General features: G+C 63.9%; 25 protein-coding genes and 1 pseudogene. 8 read left to right on the plus strand and 18 right to left on the minus strand.

Features of this window, described 5'->3' with window-relative positions; all coding sequences use genetic code 11:
- The 10 genes and pseudogenes from E4L98_RS08670 to E4L98_RS08715 all read right to left on the minus strand — a co-directional run.
- A pseudogene (locus E4L98_RS08670) lies at positions 1-337 on the minus strand (flagellar hook-length control protein FliK); the annotation flags it as partial.
- A gap of 14 nt (positions 338-351) precedes the next feature.
- A complete protein-coding gene (locus E4L98_RS08675; RefSeq protein WP_135201162.1) occupies positions 352-681 on the minus strand; it encodes a flagellar protein FliT in 330 nt (109 codons plus the stop codon).
- 3 nt (positions 682-684) lie between these two features.
- Positions 685-1,116: a flagellar export chaperone FliS gene (fliS, locus tag E4L98_RS08680; protein WP_135201163.1), complete on the minus strand. Its 432-nt coding sequence runs from the start codon at positions 1,114-1,116 to the stop codon at positions 685-687.
- Positions 1,117-1,146: 30 nt separating this feature from the next.
- Positions 1,147-3,834, minus strand: coding sequence for a flagellar filament capping protein FliD (fliD, locus tag E4L98_RS08685; protein WP_135201164.1), 2,688 nt, complete (start codon positions 3,832-3,834; stop codon positions 1,147-1,149).
- A 219-nt stretch (positions 3,835-4,053) separates the two neighbouring features.
- A complete protein-coding gene (locus tag E4L98_RS08690) occupies positions 4,054-4,443 on the minus strand; it encodes a flagellar protein FlaG (protein ID WP_135201165.1) in 390 nt (129 codons plus the stop codon).
- A gap of 89 nt (positions 4,444-4,532) precedes the next feature.
- The gene (locus tag E4L98_RS08695; protein WP_135201166.1) at positions 4,533-6,080 is read right to left on the minus strand and encodes a flagellin N-terminal helical domain-containing protein; all 1,548 of its coding nucleotides are present in this window, start codon (positions 6,078-6,080) and stop codon (positions 4,533-4,535) included.
- A 286-nt stretch (positions 6,081-6,366) separates the two neighbouring features.
- A complete protein-coding gene (locus E4L98_RS08700) occupies positions 6,367-7,965 on the minus strand; it encodes a sensor domain-containing diguanylate cyclase (protein ID WP_135201167.1) in 1,599 nt (532 codons plus the stop codon).
- 165 nt (positions 7,966-8,130) lie between these two features.
- Complete coding sequence (locus E4L98_RS08705) at positions 8,131-8,778, minus strand: response regulator (RefSeq protein ID WP_135201168.1); 648 nt, start codon at positions 8,776-8,778, stop codon at positions 8,131-8,133.
- Between the two features lie 28 nt (positions 8,779-8,806).
- Complete coding sequence (locus E4L98_RS08710; protein WP_135201169.1) at positions 8,807-9,964, minus strand: sensor histidine kinase; 1,158 nt, start codon at positions 9,962-9,964, stop codon at positions 8,807-8,809.
- 11 nt (positions 9,965-9,975) lie between these two features.
- Complete coding sequence (locus tag E4L98_RS08715) at positions 9,976-10,545, minus strand: hypothetical protein (protein WP_135201170.1); 570 nt, start codon at positions 10,543-10,545, stop codon at positions 9,976-9,978.
- 48 nt (positions 10,546-10,593) lie between these two features.
- Between E4L98_RS08715 and greB the strand changes: the two genes are divergently transcribed.
- The gene (greB, locus tag E4L98_RS08720; protein WP_135201171.1) at positions 10,594-11,160 is read left to right on the plus strand and encodes a transcription elongation factor GreB; all 567 of its coding nucleotides are present in this window, start codon (positions 10,594-10,596) and stop codon (positions 11,158-11,160) included.
- Positions 11,161-11,224: 64 nt separating this feature from the next.
- Complete coding sequence (locus E4L98_RS08725) at positions 11,225-12,013, plus strand: hypothetical protein (protein WP_229257317.1); 789 nt, start codon at positions 11,225-11,227, stop codon at positions 12,011-12,013.
- Between the two features lie 7 nt (positions 12,014-12,020).
- Here E4L98_RS08725 and E4L98_RS08730 read toward each other — a convergent pair whose 3' ends face one another.
- From E4L98_RS08730 to E4L98_RS08745, 4 genes are all read right to left on the minus strand, one after another.
- Positions 12,021-14,369 (minus strand): RelA/SpoT family protein, encoded by a 2,349-nt coding sequence (locus E4L98_RS08730; protein ID WP_135201173.1) that lies wholly within the window; start codon positions 14,367-14,369, stop codon positions 12,021-12,023.
- An 84-nt stretch (positions 14,370-14,453) separates the two neighbouring features.
- Positions 14,454-14,657, minus strand: a complete 204-nt coding sequence (gene rpoZ, locus E4L98_RS08735; RefSeq protein WP_005665923.1) for a DNA-directed RNA polymerase subunit omega — start codon at positions 14,655-14,657, stop codon at positions 14,454-14,456.
- A 25-nt stretch (positions 14,658-14,682) separates the two neighbouring features.
- Positions 14,683-15,321, minus strand: coding sequence for a guanylate kinase (gene gmk, locus E4L98_RS08740; RefSeq protein ID WP_135201174.1), 639 nt, complete (start codon positions 15,319-15,321; stop codon positions 14,683-14,685).
- 72 nt (positions 15,322-15,393) lie between these two features.
- A complete protein-coding gene (locus E4L98_RS08745; protein ID WP_135201175.1) occupies positions 15,394-16,137 on the minus strand; it encodes a DUF72 domain-containing protein in 744 nt (247 codons plus the stop codon).
- 48 nt (positions 16,138-16,185) lie between these two features.
- Here E4L98_RS08745 and E4L98_RS08750 point away from each other — a divergent pair, with 48 nt between their 5' ends.
- The gene (locus tag E4L98_RS08750) at positions 16,186-16,473 is read left to right on the plus strand and encodes a putative quinol monooxygenase (RefSeq protein WP_135201176.1); all 288 of its coding nucleotides are present in this window, start codon (positions 16,186-16,188) and stop codon (positions 16,471-16,473) included.
- On the opposite strand, the gene E4L98_RS08755 is transcribed toward E4L98_RS08750, so the two are convergent.
- From E4L98_RS08755 to E4L98_RS08770, 4 genes are all read right to left on the minus strand, one after another.
- Positions 16,468-16,887, minus strand: coding sequence for a type II toxin-antitoxin system VapC family toxin (locus tag E4L98_RS08755; RefSeq protein WP_205746691.1), 420 nt, complete (start codon positions 16,885-16,887; stop codon positions 16,468-16,470). The genes E4L98_RS08750 and E4L98_RS08755 overlap by 6 nt on opposite strands.
- Positions 16,884-17,141, minus strand: coding sequence for a type II toxin-antitoxin system Phd/YefM family antitoxin (locus E4L98_RS08760; protein WP_135201178.1), 258 nt, complete (start codon positions 17,139-17,141; stop codon positions 16,884-16,886). The genes E4L98_RS08755 and E4L98_RS08760 overlap by 4 nt, the downstream gene beginning before the upstream one ends.
- Positions 17,142-17,206: 65 nt before the next feature.
- Positions 17,207-17,602, minus strand: a complete 396-nt coding sequence (locus tag E4L98_RS08765) for a nuclear transport factor 2 family protein (protein WP_135201179.1) — start codon at positions 17,600-17,602, stop codon at positions 17,207-17,209.
- Positions 17,603-17,744: 142 nt separating this feature from the next.
- Positions 17,745-18,635, minus strand: coding sequence for a YicC/YloC family endoribonuclease (locus E4L98_RS08770; protein WP_135201190.1), 891 nt, complete (start codon positions 18,633-18,635; stop codon positions 17,745-17,747).
- 88 nt (positions 18,636-18,723) lie between these two features.
- Here E4L98_RS08770 and E4L98_RS08775 point away from each other — a divergent pair, with 88 nt between their 5' ends.
- Genes E4L98_RS08775 through hemW form a run of 5 tightly spaced genes read left to right on the plus strand, consistent with a single transcriptional unit; the run spans position 18,724 to position 23,325 of the window.
- Positions 18,724-19,737 (plus strand): serine/threonine protein kinase, encoded by a 1,014-nt coding sequence (locus E4L98_RS08775; protein WP_135201180.1) that lies wholly within the window; start codon positions 18,724-18,726, stop codon positions 19,735-19,737.
- A 12-nt stretch (positions 19,738-19,749) separates the two neighbouring features.
- A complete protein-coding gene (locus E4L98_RS08780; RefSeq protein ID WP_135201181.1) occupies positions 19,750-20,694 on the plus strand; it encodes a PP2C family protein-serine/threonine phosphatase in 945 nt (314 codons plus the stop codon).
- Between the two features lie 8 nt (positions 20,695-20,702).
- A complete protein-coding gene (gene rph, locus E4L98_RS08785) occupies positions 20,703-21,437 on the plus strand; it encodes a ribonuclease PH (protein ID WP_135201182.1) in 735 nt (244 codons plus the stop codon).
- 38 nt (positions 21,438-21,475) lie between these two features.
- The gene (rdgB, locus tag E4L98_RS08790) at positions 21,476-22,063 is read left to right on the plus strand and encodes an RdgB/HAM1 family non-canonical purine NTP pyrophosphatase (protein ID WP_135201183.1); all 588 of its coding nucleotides are present in this window, start codon (positions 21,476-21,478) and stop codon (positions 22,061-22,063) included.
- Entirely contained in the window at positions 22,060-23,325 is a 1,266-nt protein-coding gene (hemW, locus tag E4L98_RS08795; RefSeq protein ID WP_135201184.1) for a radical SAM family heme chaperone HemW, read from the plus strand. Before rdgB ends, hemW begins: the two co-directional genes overlap by 4 nt.
- Positions 23,326-23,327 lie beyond the last annotated feature (2 nt).

Genomic DNA, 23,327 nt, shown 5'->3' on the forward strand with positions numbered 1-23,327 from the left:
CCTCGACGCCGCCGCCTTCGGTGTAGACCACGGTGGGCGCGGCGCCGGCGCTGGCGTTGCCGAGCTGGAAGGTCGCGCGCGGCTGGGCCGCCAGCACGGTCAGCGTGACATTGCTGCCGACCTGGGTATCGGCGGGCAGCATCATGCGCACCGAATTGTCAGCCACCTTGACCAGATAGCTGCCATCCTTGAGCTTGGAGAGGACTTCGGCCGGCACGCTCTGGCCGACCAGGTTTTGCAGCGCGCGCTGGAACGCGGCCTGGCGGCCATCGGCGGTCGGGACGCCGCCGCCGCCCGGCGTGACCGGCGCGACCGAGGCGTCCATGCGCGGCAACATGGCGCGCGCCCGCTTTAGACGCTGCCGTAGGCGTTGACCACGCGCCGCTCAGTGCCTGTAGCGTTGATCAGTTTCGACAGCTGGGCCATCCACGGCATGGTCAGATCGCGGATCTGGCGATCGGCGTTCAGCATTTGACGGATCAGCTCGATCTTGCGTTCGCGCTCGGCGCCGCTCATCGGCTGCTGCGGTTCCTGCGCGCGCAACACCTGCACGTGGGCGGCGACGCGCTGCTCCAGCCGGACCAGGTTGTCCCAGTCGCTGCGCTCGGCGGCCTGCACCATCTGTTCGGTCAGCTCGGCCATCGCCGCGTACGTGGATAAAACGGCTTGCATCGTCATCATAAATCAGGCGCTCGCGAGGTTGGGTTGTTGGCCGGTGGCGGCCGGGGTGTCGGCGATGGCGTTCCACGCATCGCGCAACTCGGTCAGCAATCGTTGCACTTCTTCGATGATGCCGGAGTCGTTGTTCAGATTGGCCATCAGCAGGCGGTTGCTCATGTACTCGTACAGCGCGTCCAGGCCCTCGGCGATTTCGCCGCCGGCTTTCTTGTCGAGCGCCGCGCGCAGGCCGCTGTCGATGATCATGATGGCCTGGGAGATGGCCTTGCCTTTTTCGCCGATATTTCCCGCGCGCATGCCGGTCAGCGCCGTGTTCAGCGCCTTCAAGGCGCCGTCGAACAGCATCACGATCAGCTTGTGCGGGCTGGCCGCCAACACGCCGGTTTCCATGCCGACCTTGGCATAGGCGTTGACGCCAGTTTGTCGCGATCCGAACATACTTTATCTCCTAGTCTATACAGCCTGCGGTCAGCCCTTGGCCATGGCCGCGAACTGCTGCGTCAGAAACGACGCGGTGGTGTTCATGCTGGCGATCGAGGTGTCGAGCGCCGTGTACTGGTCACGATAATGCTTTTCGATGTCGGTCAGGCGGGCGCTGAAGGCGTCCTTCTGCTTGGCGATATCGGCGACCGATTTGTTCAGACCGGTCGTGCGGCTGGCGATGATGCCGCTGCTGCCGAGATACGTCGAGGCCAGATTGTTCAGCTGGTAGGCATAGCCCTGTGAAAAACCAAAGGTGCCGCGCGAACCGATGGCGTCGCCCGCGACGGTCAGTTTCAAGCCGTCGACCGGCCCGCCCGGCGCGCCGGTCAGCGTCTGGCCGTCGCCGGTGGCGGAGTAGCCGCCGATGGTGCCGGCCACATCCACGCCGTCCACCGAGCCGCCGCTGCCGAACACTGCGGACACCTGGGTACCGGTGGCGTTGGTGATGTGGATGTTGGACTTGGACCCATACTTGGTCGACAGCAGTTTCAAGGTGCCGTCGTCACCCACGGTGGCGGTGACGGTCGAGCCGGCGGAGGAGAAGGCGCTGACGCCGTTGATGGTCGACTGCAACAGGGTGGCCAGCTGGCTCGGGTTATAGGTGCCGGCAGGCAGCGAGATGGTGGCCGTGTTGTTGACATTGGTCGGCACGGTATCGTTCAGCGTCACGGTCCAGGTCGTGTCGGCATCGATGGTGGTTTCGGCCGGCAGTTTGGTGGTGCCCTGCAGGACGCCCTGGCTCGCCAGGCGCGTGATATCGATCGCGTAGTCGCCGGCGCCGGTCTTGGCGGTCGAGCTGACGAACTTGATGTCGGGGTCGGTGCCGCGGCCGACCGCGGCAAACAGCCCGGCGATATCGCCGTAGTTGGCATCCACCGCTTTCTGCAGCTTGGTGGTGTCCAGCGTCAGCGACCCGTCTTTCTGGAACGAGACGCCGATCTGCGACAAGTTGGTCAGGTTGGTGCCCTGCAAACCGGTCAGCGAGCTCGATAGGTTGCGGCGGATGCTGGCCTGGAGGTTGCGCAGGGTCGAATCGCCCAGCAGCGGCCCGCCAGTCTTGGTGTCGGCGTCATAGGCGCCCAGCTGGCTGAGTGCCGTGTTGAGGTCGTTATACGCCTTGACAAACGAGGTCACCGAGGTGGTCAGCGAGCTGGAATCCTTGGACACGTTCAGCGTGGTGGTGCCGGGCTTGAGCGTGCTGATGGTCACGCCGCTGATGGCGCCGGAGATGCCGGCCGTGGTGCTGGTCACGTCGATGCCGTTGACCGTGGCCTTGGTATTGGCGGCCGCGGTTTTTTGCGCCAGATTCTGATCGCCGGCCGGGTCATAGCCCAGCAGGCTGACCAGGTCGGGGTCCGGCGCCTCGCCGCCCGAGCCGGCCAGGGTGATTTTCATGGTCGAGCTGACGCCGGTGGCGCTGGAGGTCAGGACCAGCCGGTTCGGGGTGGCGCCGGTGCCGGTCGAGCCATCCGACACGATGCTGGCGGTGACGCCGAAATTGCCCTTGTTGATCGCGGCCACGATGCCGGCCAGGGTGTTGTTCGAGCTGTCGATCACGATGTTGCCGCTGGTGCGGTCGGGATCGGCCGTGAAGCTGGCGCCCAGGTAGGCGCCGCCAACGCCGGCGCTCAGGCCGGCGCCGGCCGGATTGGTGCCGCCCACCGAGATCGGGCTGCCATCGGCCGAGATCAGCGAAATCGAACTGACCGCGGTCGTGCTGGAACCGATGTTGGTGGTGCCGGCGGTATTACCGAGGCCGCCGCTGACGTCGCCCGACACCGCTTCGGCCACCGCGATGTTCGAGCCGTCGGCATTGGTGAACTGCAAGGTGCCATCGGCAGCGCTGCCGGTGACGGTGATGTTGGCGTCGGCCAGCGCGCGCGCGACCGACGTGTTGCCGGTGAGCGCGGCATCGATCGAGGCGGCGCTGACGCCGCTGCCGCCGGCCACGCCGGCCTCCTGCCTGGCGATCTCGACCCCGCCCACGGTCAGCGAATAGGTGCCGCCGGCGGTGGTGTCGATCGCGCCGAAGGTGGAGGCGCCGCCGCTGCCGAACAGGGTGGCGCTGGTCACCGTCGCGGCCGCCTTGGCCGAGACGCCGGTGGTGGTGCTCTTGGCATTGATGGCGTCGGCCAGCAGCCGGGCGCTGCGCGTGGTGCCGTCGGTGGCGATCGCGGTACCGTTGACGGTCAACGCGCCCGGGGTCAGGCCGCCGGTGCTCAGGCTGGCGCCGAGCTGGGTACCGGTCAGGCCGAAGGTGCCGCCGCTGACCGTGCCCAGCGCGAAGTTGATGGTGGTCTTGGCGCCGGTGCCGATGGCGGCGGTGGTGGTCTTGTAACCGCCCGAGGCCAGCGTCTGCGCCGAGGCGATTTGCGACACATTGATCTTGTAACTGTTGGCAACCGCGGCGCTGGTGGCGGTGGCGGTCAAAATCGAGGTGTCGCCCGGCGCCGTCAGCATGGTCTGGAACGTGTTCGATGATGTCAGGCTGGACACCGCCGACTGGAAGGCGCCGAGGGTGCTGGACATATTGCCATAGGCAGATACCTGGGACAGGTAACTGGCGGATTTTTTATCATAGTCGGCTAATGGCGCGGACTCCACTGCCATCAGCTTGCTGACAATGGTGTTGACGTCGATGCCGGAACCGATGCCGGGAGATGAAAGGCCCACTTTGCGCTCCTATGTAAAGCAATAATATAAGACAGTATCGGCAGATTCAAACCGGACTTGAGAGGGGAGAATACCCGCCAGTTCATGCAAAGCAGAAATAAAGGCAGGCCGGCACGGGATATTGACCGGCAGCAAAGGAAAGGCAGGCGGGACAGGGCACCCCGAGGCAGGATGCCACAGCTGGGAAAAAAACGGCGCGTGGCTGGCACGCGCCGGGGCTCAGGCAGTCTGCTGCAGCAGCAGGCCGGGACTGGACTTGATTTGCTCGTCCAGGGCCTTGGCGATGGCCAGCGCTTCCGGGGTCGGCATCTGGCGCAGCACTTCCTTGGTGCTCTGGTCCACCACCTTCACCACGGTCAGCTTGGTATCGGTATCGATCGAGAACTCCAGCCCACTGCTCTGGGCCTGGGGCGATTTGTTCAACTTGGAGACGGCTTCACTGACCTGGTCCAATGTCGGTACCGGGGCGCTGCCCTTGACCGCATTGACCGTCTCGACCGCGGTGGCTGGCGCCCGCGCAACGCCCGACGCCGCGGCGGCGTCTGGGCTGACCGCACTGCGGTCTGCGGGGCGGGCCGTGGTGGCCGAGCCTATGGTATCGATAGTCATGATGCTTCCTTTACGAAAAATCCCCGGCGGACCGAAGTCAGCCGGGGAACCGGGATCAGAGCGACTTGGCGGTCAACTCCTCACGCGTTTTAACGCAGCAGCGACAGCACGCCGTTCGGCAGCGAGTTGGCTTGCGCCAGGATCGCAGTACCGGCCTGTTGCAGGATCTGGCCGCGGGTCAGGCTGGCCGTTTCCGACGCGAAGTCGGTATCCTGGATACGGCTACGCGAGGCCGACAGGTTCTCGGTCGCCGTGTTCAGGTTGGCGATGGTCGAGGTGAAGCGGTTCTGGATCGCACCCAGCGAAGCGCGGTTGCTGTTGATCTGGTTCAGCGCCGAGTCGATGGTCTGCAGCGCGGCGTTGGCGCCGGCCACGGTCGACACGTCGATTTTCGAGACCGACTGCAGGTCCGAGCCAACGGTGGTGGTGGCGCCGGTCACTGCACCGGTGCCGTCGGTGATCGAGAAACCACTGTCCGCCGAGAACTTGACGGTGCCGCCGATCACGGCCGAGTCGGTGTTGGCCAGGCTGACGCCGGTACCAGCCGCACCGTTCACGTCGGCGCCGCGCACCTGTGCGCTCTGCAGTGCCACGTCGCCCGACTGGGTGGCCAGCTGGATGTCGTTACCGGCCGAATCGTTCAGTTGCAGTTCCTTGTTGCCGCTGGCGTCCAGCTTGATGGTGGCGGTCACGTTGGTGGTTGCGGTCTGCGCGTTCACCGCCTGGGCCAGCGCGGTCAGGTCGCCGCCCACTACCTTGGCGGAAATGGTCACTGCTTTCGAGTTGGCGTCGTTGGCGGTCGAGTTGGCGCCGCGCAGCTGGAAGTTGACCGAACCGTCGACGATGCCCGAAATGGTCGCGCTGGTGCTGGCTTGCGCCGTCACGCCGGTGGTGCCGGTGGTGGCGTTGACCTTGGCGGCCACCGACTTCGCGGTGTCGCCCACGGTGGCAGGCGGACCGCCGGCGGTGGCAGTCAGGAAGATGTCCTGCTTGGTGCCGGTGCCCGACGTGATGGTCATGGTGCCGGCCGTCATGTTCGAGGTCAGGTCGGTGGCCAGGCTGTTGGTGCCGCCGGCCTTGGCCGCGTTCAGCGAGGTACCGGTGGCGGTCGGCGCGATGGTGTTGTTGCCGATGTCGTTGGCCTTGGCCGACTGCACGCCGATGTTGATGGTCTGGCCCGAATTGGCGCCGACCTGGAACTGGGTGCTGACCAGGCTGCCGTCCAGGACGTTCTGGCCGTTGAACTGGGTGCTGGTGGCGACGCGGTCCAGCTCTTTCGACAGCGAGCTGACCTCGTTCTGGATCGAGGCGCGGTCCGAGGCCGAGTTACTGCCGTTGGCCGACTGCACGGCCAGTTCGCGGATACGCTGCAGCAGGTCGCCGGCGGTGCTCAAGCCACCTTCAGCCGTTTGTGCCAGCGAGATACCGTCGTTGGCATTGCGGGCAGCCGTGGTATTGCCGCGAATTTGCGAGCTGAAACGTTCCGAGATAGCCAGACCAGCCGCATCGTCTTTGGCGCTGTTGATGCGCAGACCGGAGGACAGACGTTGCAGCGAGGTCGACAGATTAGCTTGCGAGGACGTCAGGTTACGTTGCGAATTCAGCGATGCCAGGTTGGTGTTGATGACTTGTGCCATGATGATTCTCCAAAGGTATTACATGGTGGGCGATTGCCTCAGTTGGCCTTGGTCTGCCTCGCTGTTCCGAGACAATCAAACCGCAGTTATTACCGGTAACGGGTTCCCGTGTGGAAAGTTTAGGGAGAAAAAGCAGGAAAATTTTTCGTTGCGGGCCTCAAGTTCAGTCCGTATGCGCGTCTATACGACGCCGGCAACGCAAACTTTAGGGCAAAAAAAAATTTATTTGCGCACGAAAAAAAGCCCGGCGCGCGGCCGGGCTGGCGGAATGGCGGTAAAAACTGGCCTAATCGGCAACCACCACGCGGTTTTTGCCGGTCTGCTTGGCCGTGTACATGGCTTTATCGGCACGTTTGACCAGTTCGGTCTGCTCCTCGTTGGGGCGGCGCAGTGCCACCCCGGCGGAAAAGGTGATCAAGACCTTCTCGTTATCGTGCAGGAAAAAGTGCTTGGTCAGTTCGCGCTGCAGCCGGGTCATGGTCGAGGCGGCCGCGTCGACCGTGGTTTCCGGCATCAGGATCAGGAATTCCTCGCCGCCGAAGCGGGCGATCACGTCCATCGAGCGCAGCGTGTCCTTGACGATTTTCACCAGGTGCTTGAGCGCGGCGTCGCCGGCGATGTGGCCGTAGGTGTCGTTGAGCTTCTTGAAATCGTCGAGATCGAGCACGGCGATGCACAGCGGCGTGCCGCGCCGGTCCGAGCGCGCGGTCTCGCGCTCGAACACGTCGTCCAGGCCGCGGCGGTTGAGGCTGCCGGTGAGCTGGTCTTCGCGCACCAGTTCGCTCAAGTGCTGCAGCTTGGCTTCCAGCGCGTGGATGCGCGCCTCGGCGTCCTGCACTTCCTGCTTGGCCAGCACCATCTTGTCGCGCGCCTTGAGCGCCTCGTTCTGGACGATGCGGGTTTCCTTGAGCACTTCATCGAGGATGCTGTTGAGTTCGGAGATATTGTCGGCCTGGCTGATCTTGGCCGAATAGCCGCCGATCTTTTCATGGAAGTCGCCGGTCGAGGCGGCCACCTGGCCGAGCCGGTCGATGAAGGTCATCATCATGTTCTTGACGGTCAGCTTGACGTCCGACAGGCTGTGCTTGAGCTGGCCCTGTTTATAGATGACTTCCTTCAGGCTGCGCGTGGCTTCCTCCAGCGCGCGCACGTCGAGCGGGCCGGCGATCAGGTTCTGCACCGCTTCGATCTGGCCGCGCAGCCAGCTGTCGTCGTCGAGCAGCTCGCTGACGTTTTCCAGCAGCAGCTTGAACAGGCGCAACAGCAATTCCTGCTGCTCGCCGCTGTCGGCGCCGCGCTGTTCGATCTGATAGCACAGCTGCTTGAGCCGCACCGCGATCTCGGCCAGCGCCTCTTCGCTGTGCGCGACCTTGGTGGCGGCGCCCAGCGATTCGGCTTCGGCCGCCAGCACCGGCGCCCCGCTCAGCAGCGAGGCGACCGCGAAGGTGAGGGTGCGCGCCAGCAGTTCGCGCAGCGAACGGGTCTGCTCATTTTCCTCGCCCGGCAGGCCGGCCACCTCGATGCCGGGCTTTCTGGTGGCGATGAAATGCTTTTCCACCAGCTGCGACAGCGAGCGCGCATAGCCGTCCCAGTCGCGCGACTTGACCGCGCGGTTGAAGCGGCGGCCGAACTCGGCCAGCTCGCCGCTCTGTTCGGTCAGCCGGGTGGCGAACTGGCCCAGCACCGATTCCGGTCCCGGATCGGCGCTGCCCAGCGGTGCGGCAGCGGCAGGCGCGGCCGGTTCGGCCGGCAGGCCGGCAATTTCATGGTAGATGTCGCGGTAGGCTTCCGGTGTCGGCGCAATGCGGCGCACCGCCAGGCGGCGGAACGCTTCGCGCGCGATCTCGGCCGGATTCTGCTCGGGAGTGGGTGGTTTGCTAGACATATGACACGCAGGCCTCTTTTTAGATTACCAACTATGGCAATGATAAGCGCCGCGCCGTCCCGGCATTTGCCGAATAAGGGGCAGGAAGGTGTCTTTCATCTTGGCATAAACTATGTTCTTTACAGCAATAATGCCCATCAGCGCATGACGTTATCTTACCCGCAGCTACTCGATCAGTTGATTCTTGATGGCGTAATGGGTCAGTTCGGCACTGTTTTTCAACTTCATCTTGACCAGCAGCCGCGCCCGGTATTCGCTGACCGTCTTCACCGACAGCGACAGTTCCTTGGCGATCATGCCGACCGTCTTGCCGGAGGCGATCATGGTCAGGGTCTGGTATTCGCGGTCGGACAGGGTGTCGTGCAGCGGCACTTCGTGGTCTTCGCCGACGTGGTTGGCCAGCTCCTGCGCCAGCGCCGGGCTGATGTACTTGAGGCCGCCGCCGACCTGGCGGATGGCGTTGACCAGCTCCTTGGGCGCGCTCTGCTTGGTCAGGTAGCCGGCCGCGCCGGCTTTCAGCGCACGGATCGCGTACTGGTCCTCGCGGTGCATGGACAGCATCAGCACCGCCAGCTCCGGCTTTTCCTTCTTGATCTGCTTCAACACCTCGATGCCGTTGCGGTCCGGCAGCGAAATGTCGAGCAGCACCACCTGGCAGTCCGACTTGCGGAACAGCTTGATGGCGTCCAGGCCGCTTTCGGCCTCGCCGGCCACCACGATGTCGCGCGTCTCGGCCAGGATTTGCTTCAAGCCTTCGCGCACGATGGCATGGTCGTCGGCGATGAAGACCTTGATGATGGCTTTTTCTGTCATGAACTCTCTCTACCCAGGTTTCCTACCATTATTTCAGGGTGGAAATGTTTTCTCCCGCTATTGTAGCGGCAGAGTGCGCAGGATTGAGGCTATCGGACGGGCTATCCTGTTTAATTTTGATGCTGACCACGGTGCCGCCGCCGCTGGCCTGGCTCAAGCTCAGGGTGCCGCCCAGCGCGCGCGCGCGCTCGGCCATGCCGCGCAGGCCGAACGAGGCCGGCTTGGCGCGGTCGGCCGGCGCCACGCCGCGGCCGTTGTCGCTGATCTTCAGGCTGACGTGATGGCGCAGGCAGGCCAGCCTGACGCCGACCTTGCTGGCGTGCGCATGCTTGGCGATGTTGGTCAGCGCTTCCTGGGCGATGCGGAACAGCGCGGTGGCCTGGTCGTTGTCGAGGCCCAGGTGGCGGCGGTTGGCGCTGAAGCTGGCCGCGATGCCGGTCTGGCGGCCGAATTCCTGCACCTGCCATTCGAGCGCCGCCACCAGGCCCAGGTCCAGCAGCGGCGGCCGCAGGTCGAGCGTGATGCGGTGTACCGCGTCGATGGTGCGGTCGACTAGCGCGTCGACGTAATCGGTCTTGTCCTGCAGCGCCGCGTCGCCGTCGAGGCGGGCGGCCAGCATCGCCACCGCCATCTTGATGGCGGTCAGGTTGCCGCCCAGCTCGTCGTGGATCTCGCGCGCGATGCGGCTGCGTTCCTGCTCCTTGACGCGCTCGGCGTGCGCGCTGAGCTCGGCCAGGCGCGCGCGCGAGGCGTGCAGTTCCTGCTGCTCCAGCTTGCTGGCGGTGATATTGGTCATGATGCCATCCCAGCGCACCGCGCCGTCGGCCAGCCGGTGCGGCGTGCTGCGCAGGTTGATCCACTTGATGTCTTTCCAGGCCTCGACCCAGATGCGGCCTTCCCAGTTCCAGCTCCACAGCGCATCGGCCGAGGCGCGCATGGCGTCCAGGTAGGGCTGGCGGTCGTCTTCCAGGATCAGCTGCAGGAAGCGTTCAGGCGCCGCGTGCAGCTCGGCCGCGGGCAGTCCCAGCAGCGCCTGGCAGCCGTCGCTCAGATAGGGGAAGCTGACGCTGCCGTCGGCATGCAGCACGAACTGGTACACCAGGCCGGGCGTGTTGGACACGATGGCGGCAAAGCGGGTGCGGATCTGCTCGAGCTCCGCGGTCAGGGTCTGTTGTTCATTGTGCATGGACTGTCATTCTAGCGCGTGTGCCAGCGCGCGCGGAAGCGTTTGAGCAGGCGGCGGAAGCGCGCCACCCAGCCGCCCGGCCGCGGCACCGCGTGCCGGCGCCAGTGGCGCAGCGCCTTGCGCAGCGCCTCGACCCGGCGCCAGACGCCGCTGGCGCGCAGCCGTTCGATCCAGCGTTCCTTGATCGCCAGGAACCAGGCCAGCAGCGCGGCGAACCAGGCGATGGTGAGCAGCACCGGGCGCGTCAGCAGATACAGCCGCGCCACCGCCGCCGCGCCGCCAAGCTTGGCCAGCACGATCACCGCCAGTCCGCTCATCGGATAGCCGTGCGCCATCGCCCAGAGCGCCAGCAGCTTGACCGGGAACAGCAGCGTGGTCGGCAGCACGAACAGCAGCAGCGCCGCCTTCGGCCCGAGGCGGCAGATCCACGCCTCCAGCCGCCGCAGCGGCGGCCATTGCGCCAGCCAGCCGGTCAGGCGCGTGCCCAGGTTCCACAGCCAGTCTTCCAGCAATAGCAGCAGCGCGGCCAGATAGACCAGGGGCGCAAACAGCCGGCGGGACAGGCGGTGGGGTGTTCTCATGGTTGTTCCTTAGGCATCATGATACGTGAAAGCGATACAATAGGCCGCATGAACAAAGCATTCGTAAAAGAAACCGACCAGGACGATGATGACGAGGCCGCGGCGCTGGCCCTGGCGATCCCGCCTGGCTCCAAGAACTACATCCGGCCCGAAGGCTACCAGCGCATCAAGGACGAGCTGCTGCAACTGATCGACGTCGAGCGGCCGGAAGTGGTGAAAGTGGTGCACTGGGCCGCCTCCAACGGCGACCGTTCGGAAAACGGCGACTATATTTACGGCAAGCGCCGTCTGCGCGAGATCGACCGCCGCATCCGCTTCCTGACCAAGCGGCTGGACACCGCGTTCGTGGTCGATCCCAGCGCCCACCACGGCAGCGACCAGGTGTTTTTCGGTGCCACGGTAACGTACAGCAATCAGGACGGCGACGAGCGCACCATCACCATCGTCGGGATAGATGAGCTCGATCCGCTGCATGGCAAGATCAGCTGGGTGGCGCCGGTGGCGCGCGCGCTGACCAAGGCGCGCGTGGGGGACACCATCAGCTTCCAGGCCCCGCACGGGGTCGAGGAGCTGGACATATTGGAGGTGCGCTATCCGGAGCCGGCTGCCGATTAAGGTCCGCGCGGGACTGTGCCTGCTGGCGCTGCTGGGCTGGCTGGGAAAGGCGTGCGCGCTCGATGTGTACACCATCGACATGAACTCCAGCAAGTCCAGCTATGCGGAAAGCCACGTGCTGAATCTGCTGCATGCGGCGCTGGACGCGTCCAGCGCGCGCTATGGCCCCTACCAGCTGCACGTGGCCCAGGTGCGCATGGAGCGCGACCGCTTGTTGCTGGAAATGCTGAAGGGCGACATGGTCAACCTCAGCGGCCAGGTCACCTCGATCGAGTGGGAACAGAAACTGATCCCGATCCGCATCCCGATCGACAAGGGCATCACCTGTTACCGGATCGGCCTGATTGATGGCCGCAACCAGGCCGAATTCAGCGCCATCCGCACGCTGGCGCAGCTCAAGCGCGTGCCGCTGGGGTCGGGGCGCCAGTGGAGCTCGACCATGACCTACCGCCAGGCCGGCTTCAACGTGGTGGAAGGCACGGTCGGCATGCACAGCATGCTGGCGGCCGGCCGCTTCCGGTTTTTTCCGCGCGCGATAGACGAAGCGTTTCATGAGCGCGACGCCAGCCTGGCGTTCTTCCCGACGGTGGCGGTGGAAAGCAGCCTGGCCTTATATGTGCCGTTGCCGCGCTATTTCTTCATCGGCGGCGGTCAGCAGCGGCTGGCGCAGCGGCTCGAATATGGCTTGCAGCGCTTGATCGCCGATGGCGGCTACGACCGCATCTTCCACGCCGCGTACGACGAGCTGATCGAAAAAGCCGGCCTGCGCAAGCGCCGCATCTTCCGCATCGACAACCCGCTGCTGTCGCCGCAAACGCCGTTGTCCAACAAGGCCTACTGGTACGTCCCGTAACGCCGGATTAATTGCGTTCGCGCAGGATGCGGTTGACGCCGGCCACGCGGCGCACGTTGCGCAGCAGGGCGGCCAGGTGCACGCGGTCCTTCACCTGCACCGTGAAGCGCAGCTGGTGCAGCACGTGTTCCTTGTCCTCGTCCATGCCGACGTAGGTGATGTTGGCGTCCGATTCGCCGATCTCGGCCGCCACGCGCGCCAGAATGCCTTTTTCGTTGTTGATCAGCAGCTTGATGCGGCTGTCGAAGCGGCGGTTCAGTTCAGTCGACCACTTGACCGGGATCCAGCGGTCCGGCTCCTTGGCCTTCTGACGCTTGGCCTGGGGGCAGTCGGCGGTGTGCACCAGCAGCCCCTGGTCGCGGCGCAGCTGGCCGATGATGGAGTCGCCCGGAATCGGCAGGCAGCACGGCGCCAGTTGCACCGACACGCCTTCGCTGCCGCAGATGGTGACCGGGTCCATTTCGGCCGCGCTGTTGTGGTCGATCGGCGCGCTGGCCGATTCGCCGCCGCGCAGGCCGAAGATGTGGCGCGCCACCAGCGCCGCCATGCGCTTGCCGATGCCGATGTCGGCATACAGGTCGTCCAGCGACTTGGCGCTCGATTCCTTCAGCAGGCGCTCGATCAGGTGTTCTTCCAGCAGCGGGCTGACGCCCAGCGAGGTCAGCGCCTGCGCCAGCAACTGCTGGCCCAGCGTGATCGATTCCGGCAGGTTGATGGTGCGCAGGTGGTGGCGGATCGCCGAGCGCGCCTTGCCGGTGCGGACGAAGTTCAGCCAGGTCGGGCTCGGCCGCGAGTCCGCGTCGGTGACGATTTCCACGATGTCGCCGTTGCGCAGCTCGGTGCGCAGCGAGGCCGGTTCGTGGTTGATGGTGACCGACACCGTGTGGTCGCCGATGTTGGTGTGGATCGCGTAGGCAAAGTCGATCGGCGTGGCGCCGCGCGGCAAGGCGATGATCTTCGACTTCGGCGTGAACACGTAGACCGAATCGGGGAACAGGTCGACCTTGACGTGTTCGAGGAATTCGGCCGAGTCGCCGGTCTGCTGCTGGATGTCGAGCAGCGATTGCAGCCAGGCATGCGTGCGCTGCTGCAGGTCCGACATATTGGCTTCGCCATTTTTATACAGCCAGTGCGCGGCCACGCCCGATTCGGCGGTGCGGTGCATTTCCTGGGTGCGGATCTGGAATTCCACCGGCGTACCGTACGGGCCGATCAGGGTGGTGTGCAGCGACTGATAGCCGTTCAGCTTGCGGATCGCAATGTAATCCTTGAACTTGCCCGGCATCGGCTTGTACAGCGCGTGCAGGGTGCCCAGCGCCACGTAGCAGTTGGGCAGGCTGTCGACCACCACGCGGAAGCCGTACACGTCCAGCACCTGCGAGAACGACAGGTGCTTGCTGCGCATTTTCTTGTAGATGCCGAACAGGGTCTTCTCGCGGCCATAGACTTCGGCCTCGATGTTGGCCATGCTCAGCGTGTTCTTGACCGCGTCGAGGATTTTCTTGACCACCTCGCGGCGGTTGCCGCGCGCCGCTTTCACGGCCTTGCCCAGCACCCGGTAGCGCACCGGGAACAGGTGCGCGAACGACAGGTCCTGCAGCTCGCGGTAGATGTTGTTCAGGCCCAGGCGGTGCGCGATCGGCACGTACACTTCCATGGTTTCCTTGGAAATGCGCGCCTTGGCCGAAGGCTTCATCACGTCCATGGTGCGCATGTTGTGCAGGCGGTCGGCCAGCTTGATCAGGATCACGCGCACGTCCGAGGCCATGGCCAGCAGCATCTTGCGGAAGTTTTCCGCCTGCGCCTCGATCTGGCTCTGGAACTCGATTTTTTCCAGCTTCGACAAGCCGTCCACCAGGTTGGCCACCGGCGCGCCGAAGCGTTCGATCAGTTCATCCTTCTTGACGTCCTGGTCTTCCATCACGTCGTGCAGCAGGGCGGCCATGATGGCTTGCGCGTCCAGCTTCCAGTCGGCGCAGATTTCGGCCACGGCGATCGGGTGCGAGATATACGGCTCGCCCGATTTGCGCAATTGGCCGAGATGCATCTCGTCCGAGAAACGGTAAGCCTCCTTGACCTTTTTCAGGTCGGCGGCGTTCATGTATTCAGCCAGTTTTTCGGTCAGGTGCGTGACCGATGCGACGCCGGCCGTCAAGGCGGGGGGCGTGGCCAGGGGCGACGAGGAAATCACAGGAGGAGCAGGGGCAGCGGTGGGAGCAGAAGCGGGTGGTGCAAGAACGGCAGTATTGCTATCGCCTGCATCGGGTCCGGACACAGCCGCGGCCGGCGCTTTGGCCGGCCGTTTCGCCCGAGCGGGCTTGGCACTGAGTGTCGGATCGGCAGGGATCAGATTCATACGTTTGCGTTCCGTCGCGATGAGAATAATTAAGTGTACTGCTAAACCGCATCATTCACATTGTTCGGGAACGCCGGTCCCACCTTACATAGGGACCTTTTTCAACATTTCCAGACCGACCTTGCCGGCGGCGATTTCGCGCAGCGCGACCACGGTCGGCTTATCCTTGGCTTCCACCTTCGGGGTGTGGCCTTGCAGCAGCTGGCGCGCACGGTAGGTGGCGGCCAGGGTCAGCTGGAAACGGTTCGGTACGTTTTTCAGACAATCTTCAATCGTAATGCGGGCCATCTATAACTCCTAAAATCTTGTGTCTTTATTCAGCGTGGATACCCAACTGGGCAAATAGCGAGGCGTTGCGCGCTGCCTGCTGGGCAAACCGGCAACGGGCCGCTCTGACGATCGCCGTCAGCTCGGACAGCGCGACGTCGAATTCTTCGTTGATAATAGCATACTCGAACTCGGGGGCGTGGGCGATTTCGCCGCCCGCCGCCAGCAGGCGTTTGGTGATCACGTGCGGTTCGTCGGTGGCGCGTTTGTTCAGGCGTTCTTCGAGTGCGGCGATCGACGGCGGCAGGATGAAAATGCCGGCCGCCTGCGGGAACAGTTTCTTGACCTGGCGCGCGCCTTGCCAGTCGATTTCCAGCAGCACGTCGGTGCCGGTTTTCATCTGCTCTTCCACCATCAGGCGCGAGGTGCCGTAGTAGTTGCCATGCACTTCGGCCCACTCCAGGAACTCGCCGTTCTTCGCGCGCGCGACGAAATCGTCGGCGCTGGTGAAGTAGTATTCCTTGCCGTGGGTTTCACCCGGACGCGGTGCACGGGTGGTGGTGGAAATCGACAGCTTGATGGTCGGTTCCTTGGCCAGCAGCGCGTTGACCAGCGTGGACTTGCCGGCGCCGGACGGCGCAGCGACCACGAACAGGCTGCCCGCAAATGCGTTGGATGAGCTCATGTTGATCTTTCAAAAACGGGGGCGGCGTCGCCCAAAGATGTATTTTACCAAGAGCAACGACGGCAGTTCAATTTACAGCAGACCCAGTAGATGTTGCGCCGCGGCCGGCGCGCGTTCCTTGGCGCCGTTGATGAAGTAGACGTAGACCTGGCCGGATTTGGCCTGCTGCTGCCACTCCTGCGCCTGCCTGGCCCACTTCTTCAGCGCCGGCGTGGTGTAGCCGGTGGGGATGTCGCTGTGCGCGTCCATCAGGCGGGCGTAGACGAATTCGCCGGTGATGGCGTCGAAGTGCGGAAACTTGGGCGAGTCGGTGATCACGGTGGCGATCTTGTACTTGCGCGCCAGCTTCAGATAGTCGTCGTTGAGGAAGCTGTCGTGGCGCGCGTCCAGCACGTGCTGCAGCTTGCGTTTGCCCAGCCTGGCGGGCAGCAGCTTGAAGAAGGCTTCCAGGTCGTCGGGATCGAACTGCTTGGTGTTGGCCAGCTGCCACAGGATGGGGCCGAGCTTGTCGCCCAGTTCGCTCAGGCCGCTGTTGATGAAGCGCTCGATCGATTCGCCGGCTTCGGCCAGCACCTTGCGGTTGGTGGCGTAGCGCGTGGCCTTCAGCGCGAAGACGAAATCGTCCGGTGTTTTTTCGGCCCAACTGGCGAAGTGTTCGGGCTTGGCGGTGCGGTAGAAAGTACCGTTGATTTCGATGCTGGTCACCTGCTGGCTGGCGTATTCCAGCTGCTTCCTGATCGGCACATCCTTGGGATAAAACGTTTCGCGCCAGGGCGCGAACTCCCAGCCGCCAATTCCTACCCTGATCTGCGCCATTCCGGATCTCCTGATAGTATTTGTGGTTTAAGTCTACAGGGATATACCATGAAAGATCTGATCGTCGTCGCCACCATCACCGCCAGGGAAGGCAATGAAGCGCTGGTGCGCGCAGCGCTGGAACAGGTGGTGCCGCCGAGCCGCGCGGAAGCCGGCTGCAAGCGCTACGACCTGCACGTCGACCTGGGCAACCACGCCAGCTTCGTCATGCTGGAAGCCTGGCGCGACGCCGAAGCGCTGGCCGCGCACGAAGCCACGCCACATTTTCAGGCGCTGGTTGAGGCCATCGGCGGCAAGGCCGACATCCAGATCCTCAAGCTGAATCAGGTGTTATAGCCAGGGGTTCAACAACCTCGCACCGGTCGATTGAAAATCCGCGACATTGCGGGTGACGATGGTCAGTCCATGTACCAGTGCAGTCGCGGCGATCAATGCGTCGGCCCACGGGCGGGTGCGACATATGTGTAGCGCCGCACTGCGTTGTGCGATCGTCGTATCAACGGGGAGGATGCGGCCTGCATAGGTTGTCAAAATGTCGTGCTGCATCCATGAGCGCAATGAGTGCCCTCCGCGGACATCTTTTCTAGACAATAACAAGATACCGATTTCAAGCTCATGAATCGTAATTGACGATAAAAACAGGTCGGTCTCATCAATAGTCAAGCTCCAACGTACGACGGAACGGTCCGCTCTGCCGGAAGGAGCTTTCCTTAGTTCTGATACGACATTGGTATCGAGTAAAAACATCAGGAGAAATCGGCTGCGCGAGCCGTCTCCTGCGAACGCGGCGGATCGAACTCGACACTTGCTGCCATGTCAGGGACAGATAACAGCCTGGCCATATTTCGATGTTCTCTGATCAGGCGCTGGTAGTTGTCGAAATTCAGGAGTACGCATCGTGTCGTCCCTTGTTCCGTAATGAACACAGGCCCGTCGTTGGCAGCTTGCGCTGCATGAGCGAAATTCTCTTCGAATTCCCTGCTGGATAAGGTTGTGCTGTGCATGGCGGCACCTCGCTAGGTTGTCGTTTGACGCTACACCACCTGGCGTGGAGCCGCAAGCAGACTAATCAATTCGGGGCAAAGGCCAGCGCGGCGGCGTGGGTGTCCAGCGCTTCGCGCAGGTGCTTGATCTTGCCGTTTTCGGCGACCAGCATGCCGGCGTAGGTCTGCTTGTAGATTTTGCCGGTCGAAAGCACCTTGGCTTCGACGCTGTATTCGCCGAACACGCGGTCCTCGGTCTCGATGAACAGCTGCACATCCTTGAAGCGGAAATCCGGCACGTTTTTCAGCAGGCCGCCGATGAACGAGGCGATCGCCGTCGGTCCCACCGCGCGGGCGTTGATGCCCAGCGTCGACAGGGTCGGCAGTTCCAGCACGCCGTCTTCGGCGAACAGGGCGGCCGCGGCGGCCGGGTCCTGGATGTTGGCGAGGTAGGCGTTGAGCAGTTGGCTGGCGTTTTTCATGATGTCACCTTTCGGTAAGAAGTTGGAGTGACACCACTGTAGCGCCGCGCGATTATTAAATAAATGGAGAAAAATGGAAACATTATCCATATGGATGGATAATGTGGGCGTAAAAAAGGGAGCCTGCCGCTCCCTTCCTGGCTTACTCCAGGTTCTGCACCTGCTCGCGCATCTGCTCGATGAGCAGCTTGAGCTCCATCGACGCGTCGGCCAGCTCCTTGACCGACGCCTTGGCGCCCAGCGTATTCGCTTCGCGGTTCAGCTCCTGCATCATGAAGTCCAGCCGCTTGCCGACCTGGCCGCCTTTTTTCAGGATATGGCGGGTTTCGGTCAGGTGCGCCGACAACCGGCCCAGTTCTTCGGCCACGTCGATGCGGATGCCGTACAGGATCACTTCCTGGCGGATGCGCTCCAGCGCGTCCTGGCGCGACAGCGCCGAATTCGAGCCCTGGCAGGCCAGGCCCAGCGCGTCCTGCATGCGCTCCACCGCCTTCTGCTGGAACGCCGCCACCACCTGCGGAATCAGCGGCGTGATGCGCTTGACGATGCCTTCCATCGCCTCGATGCGCGAAATCAGCATCGCCTCGAGCGCCGCGCCTTCGCGCTGGCGGCTCTGCACGAACGCCTCGATGGTGCGGCCGGCGAGGGCGGCCACGTCGGCCTGCAGCGACTCCTGGCCGATCTGCGCCTCTTCGATCACGCCGGGCCAGCGCAGCAGCTCGGCCACCGACATCGATTGCACGCCGGGGAACAGGCCGACCACCTCGCCCTGCAGCCGTTGCAGCTCGGTCAGCAGCGGCAGATTCAGGGCCTGCGAACCAGCGGTCGCCGCCTTGCGGCCGAAGCTCAGGCGCAGTTCCACCTTGCCGCGGGTGATGGCCGCCATGATCGCCGAGCGTAAATCGGGTTCAAGGGCGCGCAAATCGTCGTTTATTCGAAACTGAAGATCCAGAAATCGCGAGTTGACGCTCTTGATTTCGATGGTCAGTGTTCCCGCCGCACTTTCACTGGTGGCGACCGCGTAGCCCGTCATGCTGGAAATGCTCAATGGATATCCCCGATTTAATCTTTACAAAACAGTGATTTATCCACACAATCCGGTTGTTGAGGCGAGGAACCCTATGGCTGCACAAAACAACGCCCCCCTACCCGATGGTCTGGAAATTGCTGGATATCGCATTGTAAAGAAAATTGCGTCCGGTGGGTTCAGTATTGTTTACCTGGCGTACGATCCCGAGGGTGTGGCTGTGGCTATCAAGGAATATTTGCCCAGTTCTTTGGCACTGCGCCAGCCCGGCGAACTGGTGCCGGTCGTGTCCAGGGCCAACCTGCCCATCTTCCGCATTGGCCTCAAGTGTTTTTTCGAGGAGGGCCGGGCGCTGGCGCGCATCGCCCATCCCAACGTGGTCAGCGTGCTCAATTTCTTCCGCGCGCATGAAACTGTGTATATGGTGATGGCCTACGAGTCCGGCCATTCGCTGCAGGAGCACATTCAGGGCCAGCGCGCCAAGGGCAGCAAGGTGGGCGAAGCCTTCATCCGCACCATTTTTACGCAAGTGGTCAAGGGACTGCGCGAAGTCCACGCCAACAAGCTGTTGCACCTGGACCTGAAGCCCGCCAATATCTACCTGCGCACCGACGGCACGCCCATGCTGCTGGACTTCGGCGCCGCGCGCCAGACCATCAACAGCGACATGCCGACGCTGACGCCGATGTACACGCCAGGCTTCGCGCCGCCCGAGCTGTACGCCAAGAGCGGCCTGGGGCCGTGGACCGACATCTACAGCATTGGCGCCTCCATGTTCGCCTGCATGGTCGGCTCGCCGCCGCAGCCGGCCGACCAGCGCAAGACCGAGGACAAGATGGCCGGCCACTTCGACAAACTGCAAGGCCAGTACTCGCCGGAGCTGGTGCAGCTGGTGCGCTGGTGCCTGGCGGTGGAACCGCTGGACCGTCCGCAAAGCCTGTTCGCGGTGCAGAAAGTGCTGCAGGCGAACGCGGTTGCGACCACCGCGGCTGCCGCAGTGCAGCATCCGGCCAAACCGCCATCGATGCTGGACAAGCTGCGCGGCCTGGCCGGGCGGCTGGGCGGAGCACGCCCCAAAGCCAATGCCGGCCCGGACACGCTGATTTGAAAGGGGAGCGCCATGCAATTCTCGGTGTATCAGGAAAGCCACATCGGCGGCCGCAAGATCAACCAGGACCGCATGGGCTACAGCTTCACGCGCGATGCGCTGCTGCTGGTGCTGGCCGACGGCATGGGCGGCCATCCGCATGGCGAAGTGGCGGCCACGGTGGCGCTGCAGACGGTGGCCGCGCTGTTCCAGCAGCACGCCCAGCCCTACGTGAAGAAGCCGCAACGCTTTCTGGAGCAGGCGTTTCACGCCGCCCACCGCGAAATCCACCGGCAGCGCATTGCCCGCGCGCTGGCGGAAACGCCGCGCACCACCATCGTCGCCTGCCTGATCCAGCACGGCACGGCGACCTGGGCGCACTGTGGCGATTCGCGTCTGTACTGGATGCGCGCCGGCCGCATTCTGGCCTGCACGCGCGACCATTCGCACCTCGAGAGCCTGATCGCCAAGGGGCTGGTAGCGCCGTCCGAACGCGCCACCCACCCGGACCGCAACAAGCTGTATAACTGCCTGGGCGCCGATACGCCGCCCAAGGTGGAGCTGGCGGACAGTCACGGCCTGCTGCCGGGCGATGTGCTGCTGTTGTGTTCCGACGGTTTGTGGTCTATGCTGCCGGACGATGATCTGGTGCGGCGTCTGCACGCACAGACCGTGGTGCGCGCCGTGCCCGACATGTTGCGGGCCGCGCTGCAAGCGGCGGGCGACGCCAGCGACAACGTCACCGCGCTGGCCATCATGTGGCAGGGCGGGTCGGTGGCGGAAGGTGCCGGACCTGCCGAAGCGTCCACAGTGATCTCGACCGAAGCGCTGCCGCACGATCTGCACAGCACCACCATCCACGGCGAGCCTGCCGCGCAGGAGACGGCGCAGGCGGACGCCTTCGATGATGACGAAATCGAACGCGCCATCGCGGAAATCCGCGGCGCGATTGAAAAATCCTCCCAAATACTCAAGTAAGGAACAGCATGACTTTTGAAGCACGCCCCAGCGGCCGTCCGGTCGACGCCCTGCGCACCATCCGCCTGACCCGCGACTACACCAAGCACGCCGAAGGCTCGGTGCTGATCGAGTGCGGCGACACCAAGGTGATCTGCACCGCCAGCATCGAGGAAAAAGTACCCGGCTTTTTGAAGGGCAAAGGCCAGGGCTGGCTGACCGCCGAATACGGCATGCTGCCGCGCTCCACCCACAGCCGCATGGACCGCGAGGCCGCCAAGGGCAAGCAATCGGGCCGCACGCAGGAAATCCAGCGCCTGATCGGCCGCTCGCTGCGCGCCGCCTTCGACCTGCAAGCCTTCGGCGAGCGCACCCTGCACCTGGACTGCGACGTGATCCAGGCCGACGGCGGCACCCGTACCGCCTCCATCACCGGCGCCATGGTGGCCGCCTACGATGCCTTCTCCAAGCTGGCGGCGCGCGGCCTGATCCCGGCCATCCCGCTCAAACACTTCGTGGCGGCGATCTCGGTCGGCGTGTACCAAGGCATGCCGGTGCTGGACCTGGACTACGTGGAAGACTCCAACTGCGACACCGACATGAACGTGGTCATGACCGACGCCGGCCACTTCATCGAAGTGCAGGGCACCGCCGAAGGCGCCGCCTTCGACCGCGCCGGCATGAACCGCCTGCTGGACCTGGCGCAGGCCGGCATCGCCGACCTGATCAAGCTGCAAAAACAGGCGCTGGGCATCGCGGGGTAAAATACCGGCTTCCTTGCTTGACATGAAGCCGATATACCATGACCCAACGCCTGATCCTCGCCTCCAACAACGCCGGCAAACTCAAGGAGTTCAACGAACTCCTGTCCACCGTGGGCTACGAAGTCCGTGCGCAGGGCGAGTACGACGTGCCGGAGGCGGATGAACCTTTTCATACGTTTGTCGAAAATGCACTGCAAAAGGCGCGTCACGCGTCGCGCCTGACCGGTCTGCCGGCGCTGGCCGACGACTCCGGCGTCTGCGTCAATGCCCTGGGCGGCGCGCCCGGCGTCTACTCGGCGCGCTTTGCCGGCGAGCCGAAATCGGACGCGCGCAACAACGAAAAAATGATCGCCGAGCTGGCGAAGCATGAAGACAAGTCCGCGTACTACTACTGCGTGCTGGTGTTCGTGCGCCACCCCGACGATCCGCAGCCCATCATCGCCGACGGCCGCTGGGACGGCGTGATGATCGCCGAACCGCGCGGCGACGGCGGCTTCGGTTACGACCCCTATTTCTACATCCCGTCGCTCGGCAAGTGCGCCGCCGAGCTGAGCTCCGAACAAAAGAACGCCATGTCGCACCGCGGCCAGGCCTTGCGCGCACTGGTAGAGAAGCTGAAAAAATGATCCCGATTAAAGTCGTCGGCGCCGGCGCAAGTCCGGCGCAAGCCGCCAGGCCAGCCACCGACATCAGCGAGGCCGCCAGCGTCGCCGCGAAATACCTGCAGGGCGGGGCGCTGAACCTGACGGCGCTGCCGCCGCTGTCGCTGTACATCCACTTCCCGTGGTGCGTGCGCAAATGCCCGTACTGCGACTTCAACTCGCACGAAGCCAAGGGCGGCGCCTTCCCCGAACAGGACTACCTGGACGCGGTGCGCACCGACCTGGAAATGGCGCTGCCGCTGATCTGGGGCCGCAAGATCTACAGCATCTTCATCGGCGGCGGCACACCGAGCCTGATGTCGGCGGCCGGCCTGGATCGGCTGCTGTCGGACGTGCGCACCCTGCTGCCGCTGGACAGCGACTGCGAGATCACGATGGAAGCCAATCCCGGCACCTTCGAGCAGGAGAAATTCAAGTCGTTCCGCGCCAGCGGCGTGAACCGCCTGTCGATCGGCATCCAGAGCTTCAACCAGCGCCACCTGAAGGCGCTGGGCCGCATCCACGACGACAACGAAGCCAGGCGCGCGGTGGACATCGCCCTGTCCACCTTCGACAACTTCAACCTCGACCTGATGTACGCACTGCCGTCGCAGACGCTGGAAGAAGCGCGCCGGGACGTCGAAACGGCGATCGCCTTCAAGCCGCCGCACCTGTCGCTGTACCACCTGACGATGGAACCGAACACCCTGTTCGCCAAATATCCGCCGGCGCTGCCGGACGACGACACCAGCGCCGACATGCAGGACATGATCGCCGAACTGACCACGGCGCACGGCTACCAGCACTACGAAATCTCGGCCTACGCCAAGCCGGGCAAGCGCGCGCGTCACAACCTGAACTACTGGGAATTCGGCGACTATCTTGGCGTGGGCGCGGGGGCGCACTCCAAGCTGTCGTTTCCGCACCGGGTGCTGCGCCAGGCGCGCTACAAGCAGCCCAAGGCTTACATGGAGCAGGTCAAGCTGGGCGCGCCGGTGCAGGAAGAATATGAAATCCAGCGGGAAGACATGGGCTTCGAATTCATGCTCAACACCCTGCGCCTGCACGAAGGTTTCGATCCCAACCTGTTCACCGAGCGCACCGGCATGAGCATCAACGCCATCGACCAGGCGCTGAACGCGGCGGAAGCCAAGGGCCTGCTGTACCGCGACCACAAGCTGATCAAGCCGACCGCGCTGGGACAGCGCTTCCTCAACGACCTGCAGGAAATGTTCCTGAAGGGCTGAAC

Origin of the sequence: Duganella callida (assembly GCF_004614165.1) — a bacterium.
Taxonomy (GTDB): domain Bacteria; phylum Pseudomonadota; class Gammaproteobacteria; order Burkholderiales; family Burkholderiaceae_D; genus Rugamonas; species Rugamonas callida.

Bases quoted from the DNA above. Each gene is read 5' to 3' on its own strand.
- E4L98_RS08695 (WP_135201166.1), bottom strand. From the start codon at position 6,080: ATGGCACAAGTCATCAACACCAACCTGGCATCGCTGAATTCGCAACGT.
- E4L98_RS08750 (WP_135201176.1), top strand. From the start codon at position 16,186: ATGAAAGATCTGATCGTCGTCGCCACCATCACCGCCAGGGAAGGCAAT.
- greB (WP_135201171.1), top strand. From the start codon at position 10,594: ATGAACAAAGCATTCGTAAAAGAAACCGACCAGGACGATGATGACGAG.
- E4L98_RS08745 (WP_135201175.1), bottom strand. From the start codon at position 16,137: ATGGCGCAGATCAGGGTAGGAATTGGCGGCTGGGAGTTCGCGCCCTGG.
- E4L98_RS08675 (WP_135201162.1), bottom strand. From the start codon at position 681: ATGATGACGATGCAAGCCGTTTTATCCACGTACGCGGCGATGGCCGAG.
- gmk (WP_135201174.1), bottom strand. From the start codon at position 15,321: ATGAGCTCATCCAACGCATTTGCGGGCAGCCTGTTCGTGGTCGCTGCG.
- E4L98_RS08715 (WP_135201170.1), bottom strand. From the start codon at position 10,545: ATGAGAACACCCCACCGCCTGTCCCGCCGGCTGTTTGCGCCCCTGGTC.
- rpoZ (WP_005665923.1), bottom strand. From the start codon at position 14,657: ATGGCCCGCATTACGATTGAAGATTGTCTGAAAAACGTACCGAACCGT.
- rdgB (WP_135201183.1), top strand. From the start codon at position 21,476: ATGACCCAACGCCTGATCCTCGCCTCCAACAACGCCGGCAAACTCAAG.
- E4L98_RS08765 (WP_135201179.1), bottom strand. From the start codon at position 17,602: ATGAAAAACGCCAGCCAACTGCTCAACGCCTACCTCGCCAACATCCAG.
- E4L98_RS08700 (WP_135201167.1), bottom strand. From the start codon at position 7,965: ATGTCTAGCAAACCACCCACTCCCGAGCAGAATCCGGCCGAGATCGCG.
- E4L98_RS08780 (WP_135201181.1), top strand. From the start codon at position 19,750: ATGCAATTCTCGGTGTATCAGGAAAGCCACATCGGCGGCCGCAAGATC.
- hemW (WP_135201184.1), top strand. From the start codon at position 22,060: ATGATCCCGATTAAAGTCGTCGGCGCCGGCGCAAGTCCGGCGCAAGCC.
- E4L98_RS08730 (WP_135201173.1), bottom strand. From the start codon at position 14,369: ATGAATCTGATCCCTGCCGATCCGACACTCAGTGCCAAGCCCGCTCGG.
- E4L98_RS08705 (WP_135201168.1), bottom strand. From the start codon at position 8,778: ATGACAGAAAAAGCCATCATCAAGGTCTTCATCGCCGACGACCATGCC.
- E4L98_RS08775 (WP_135201180.1), top strand. From the start codon at position 18,724: ATGGCTGCACAAAACAACGCCCCCCTACCCGATGGTCTGGAAATTGCT.
- E4L98_RS08760 (WP_135201178.1), bottom strand. From the start codon at position 17,141: ATGCACAGCACAACCTTATCCAGCAGGGAATTCGAAGAGAATTTCGCT.
- rph (WP_135201182.1), top strand. From the start codon at position 20,703: ATGACTTTTGAAGCACGCCCCAGCGGCCGTCCGGTCGACGCCCTGCGC.
- E4L98_RS08690 (WP_135201165.1), bottom strand. From the start codon at position 4,443: ATGACTATCGATACCATAGGCTCGGCCACCACGGCCCGCCCCGCAGAC.
- E4L98_RS08710 (WP_135201169.1), bottom strand. From the start codon at position 9,964: ATGCACAATGAACAACAGACCCTGACCGCGGAGCTCGAGCAGATCCGC.
- fliS (WP_135201163.1), bottom strand. From the start codon at position 1,116: ATGTTCGGATCGCGACAAACTGGCGTCAACGCCTATGCCAAGGTCGGC.
- E4L98_RS08770 (WP_135201190.1), bottom strand. From the start codon at position 18,635: ATGACGGGCTACGCGGTCGCCACCAGTGAAAGTGCGGCGGGAACACTG.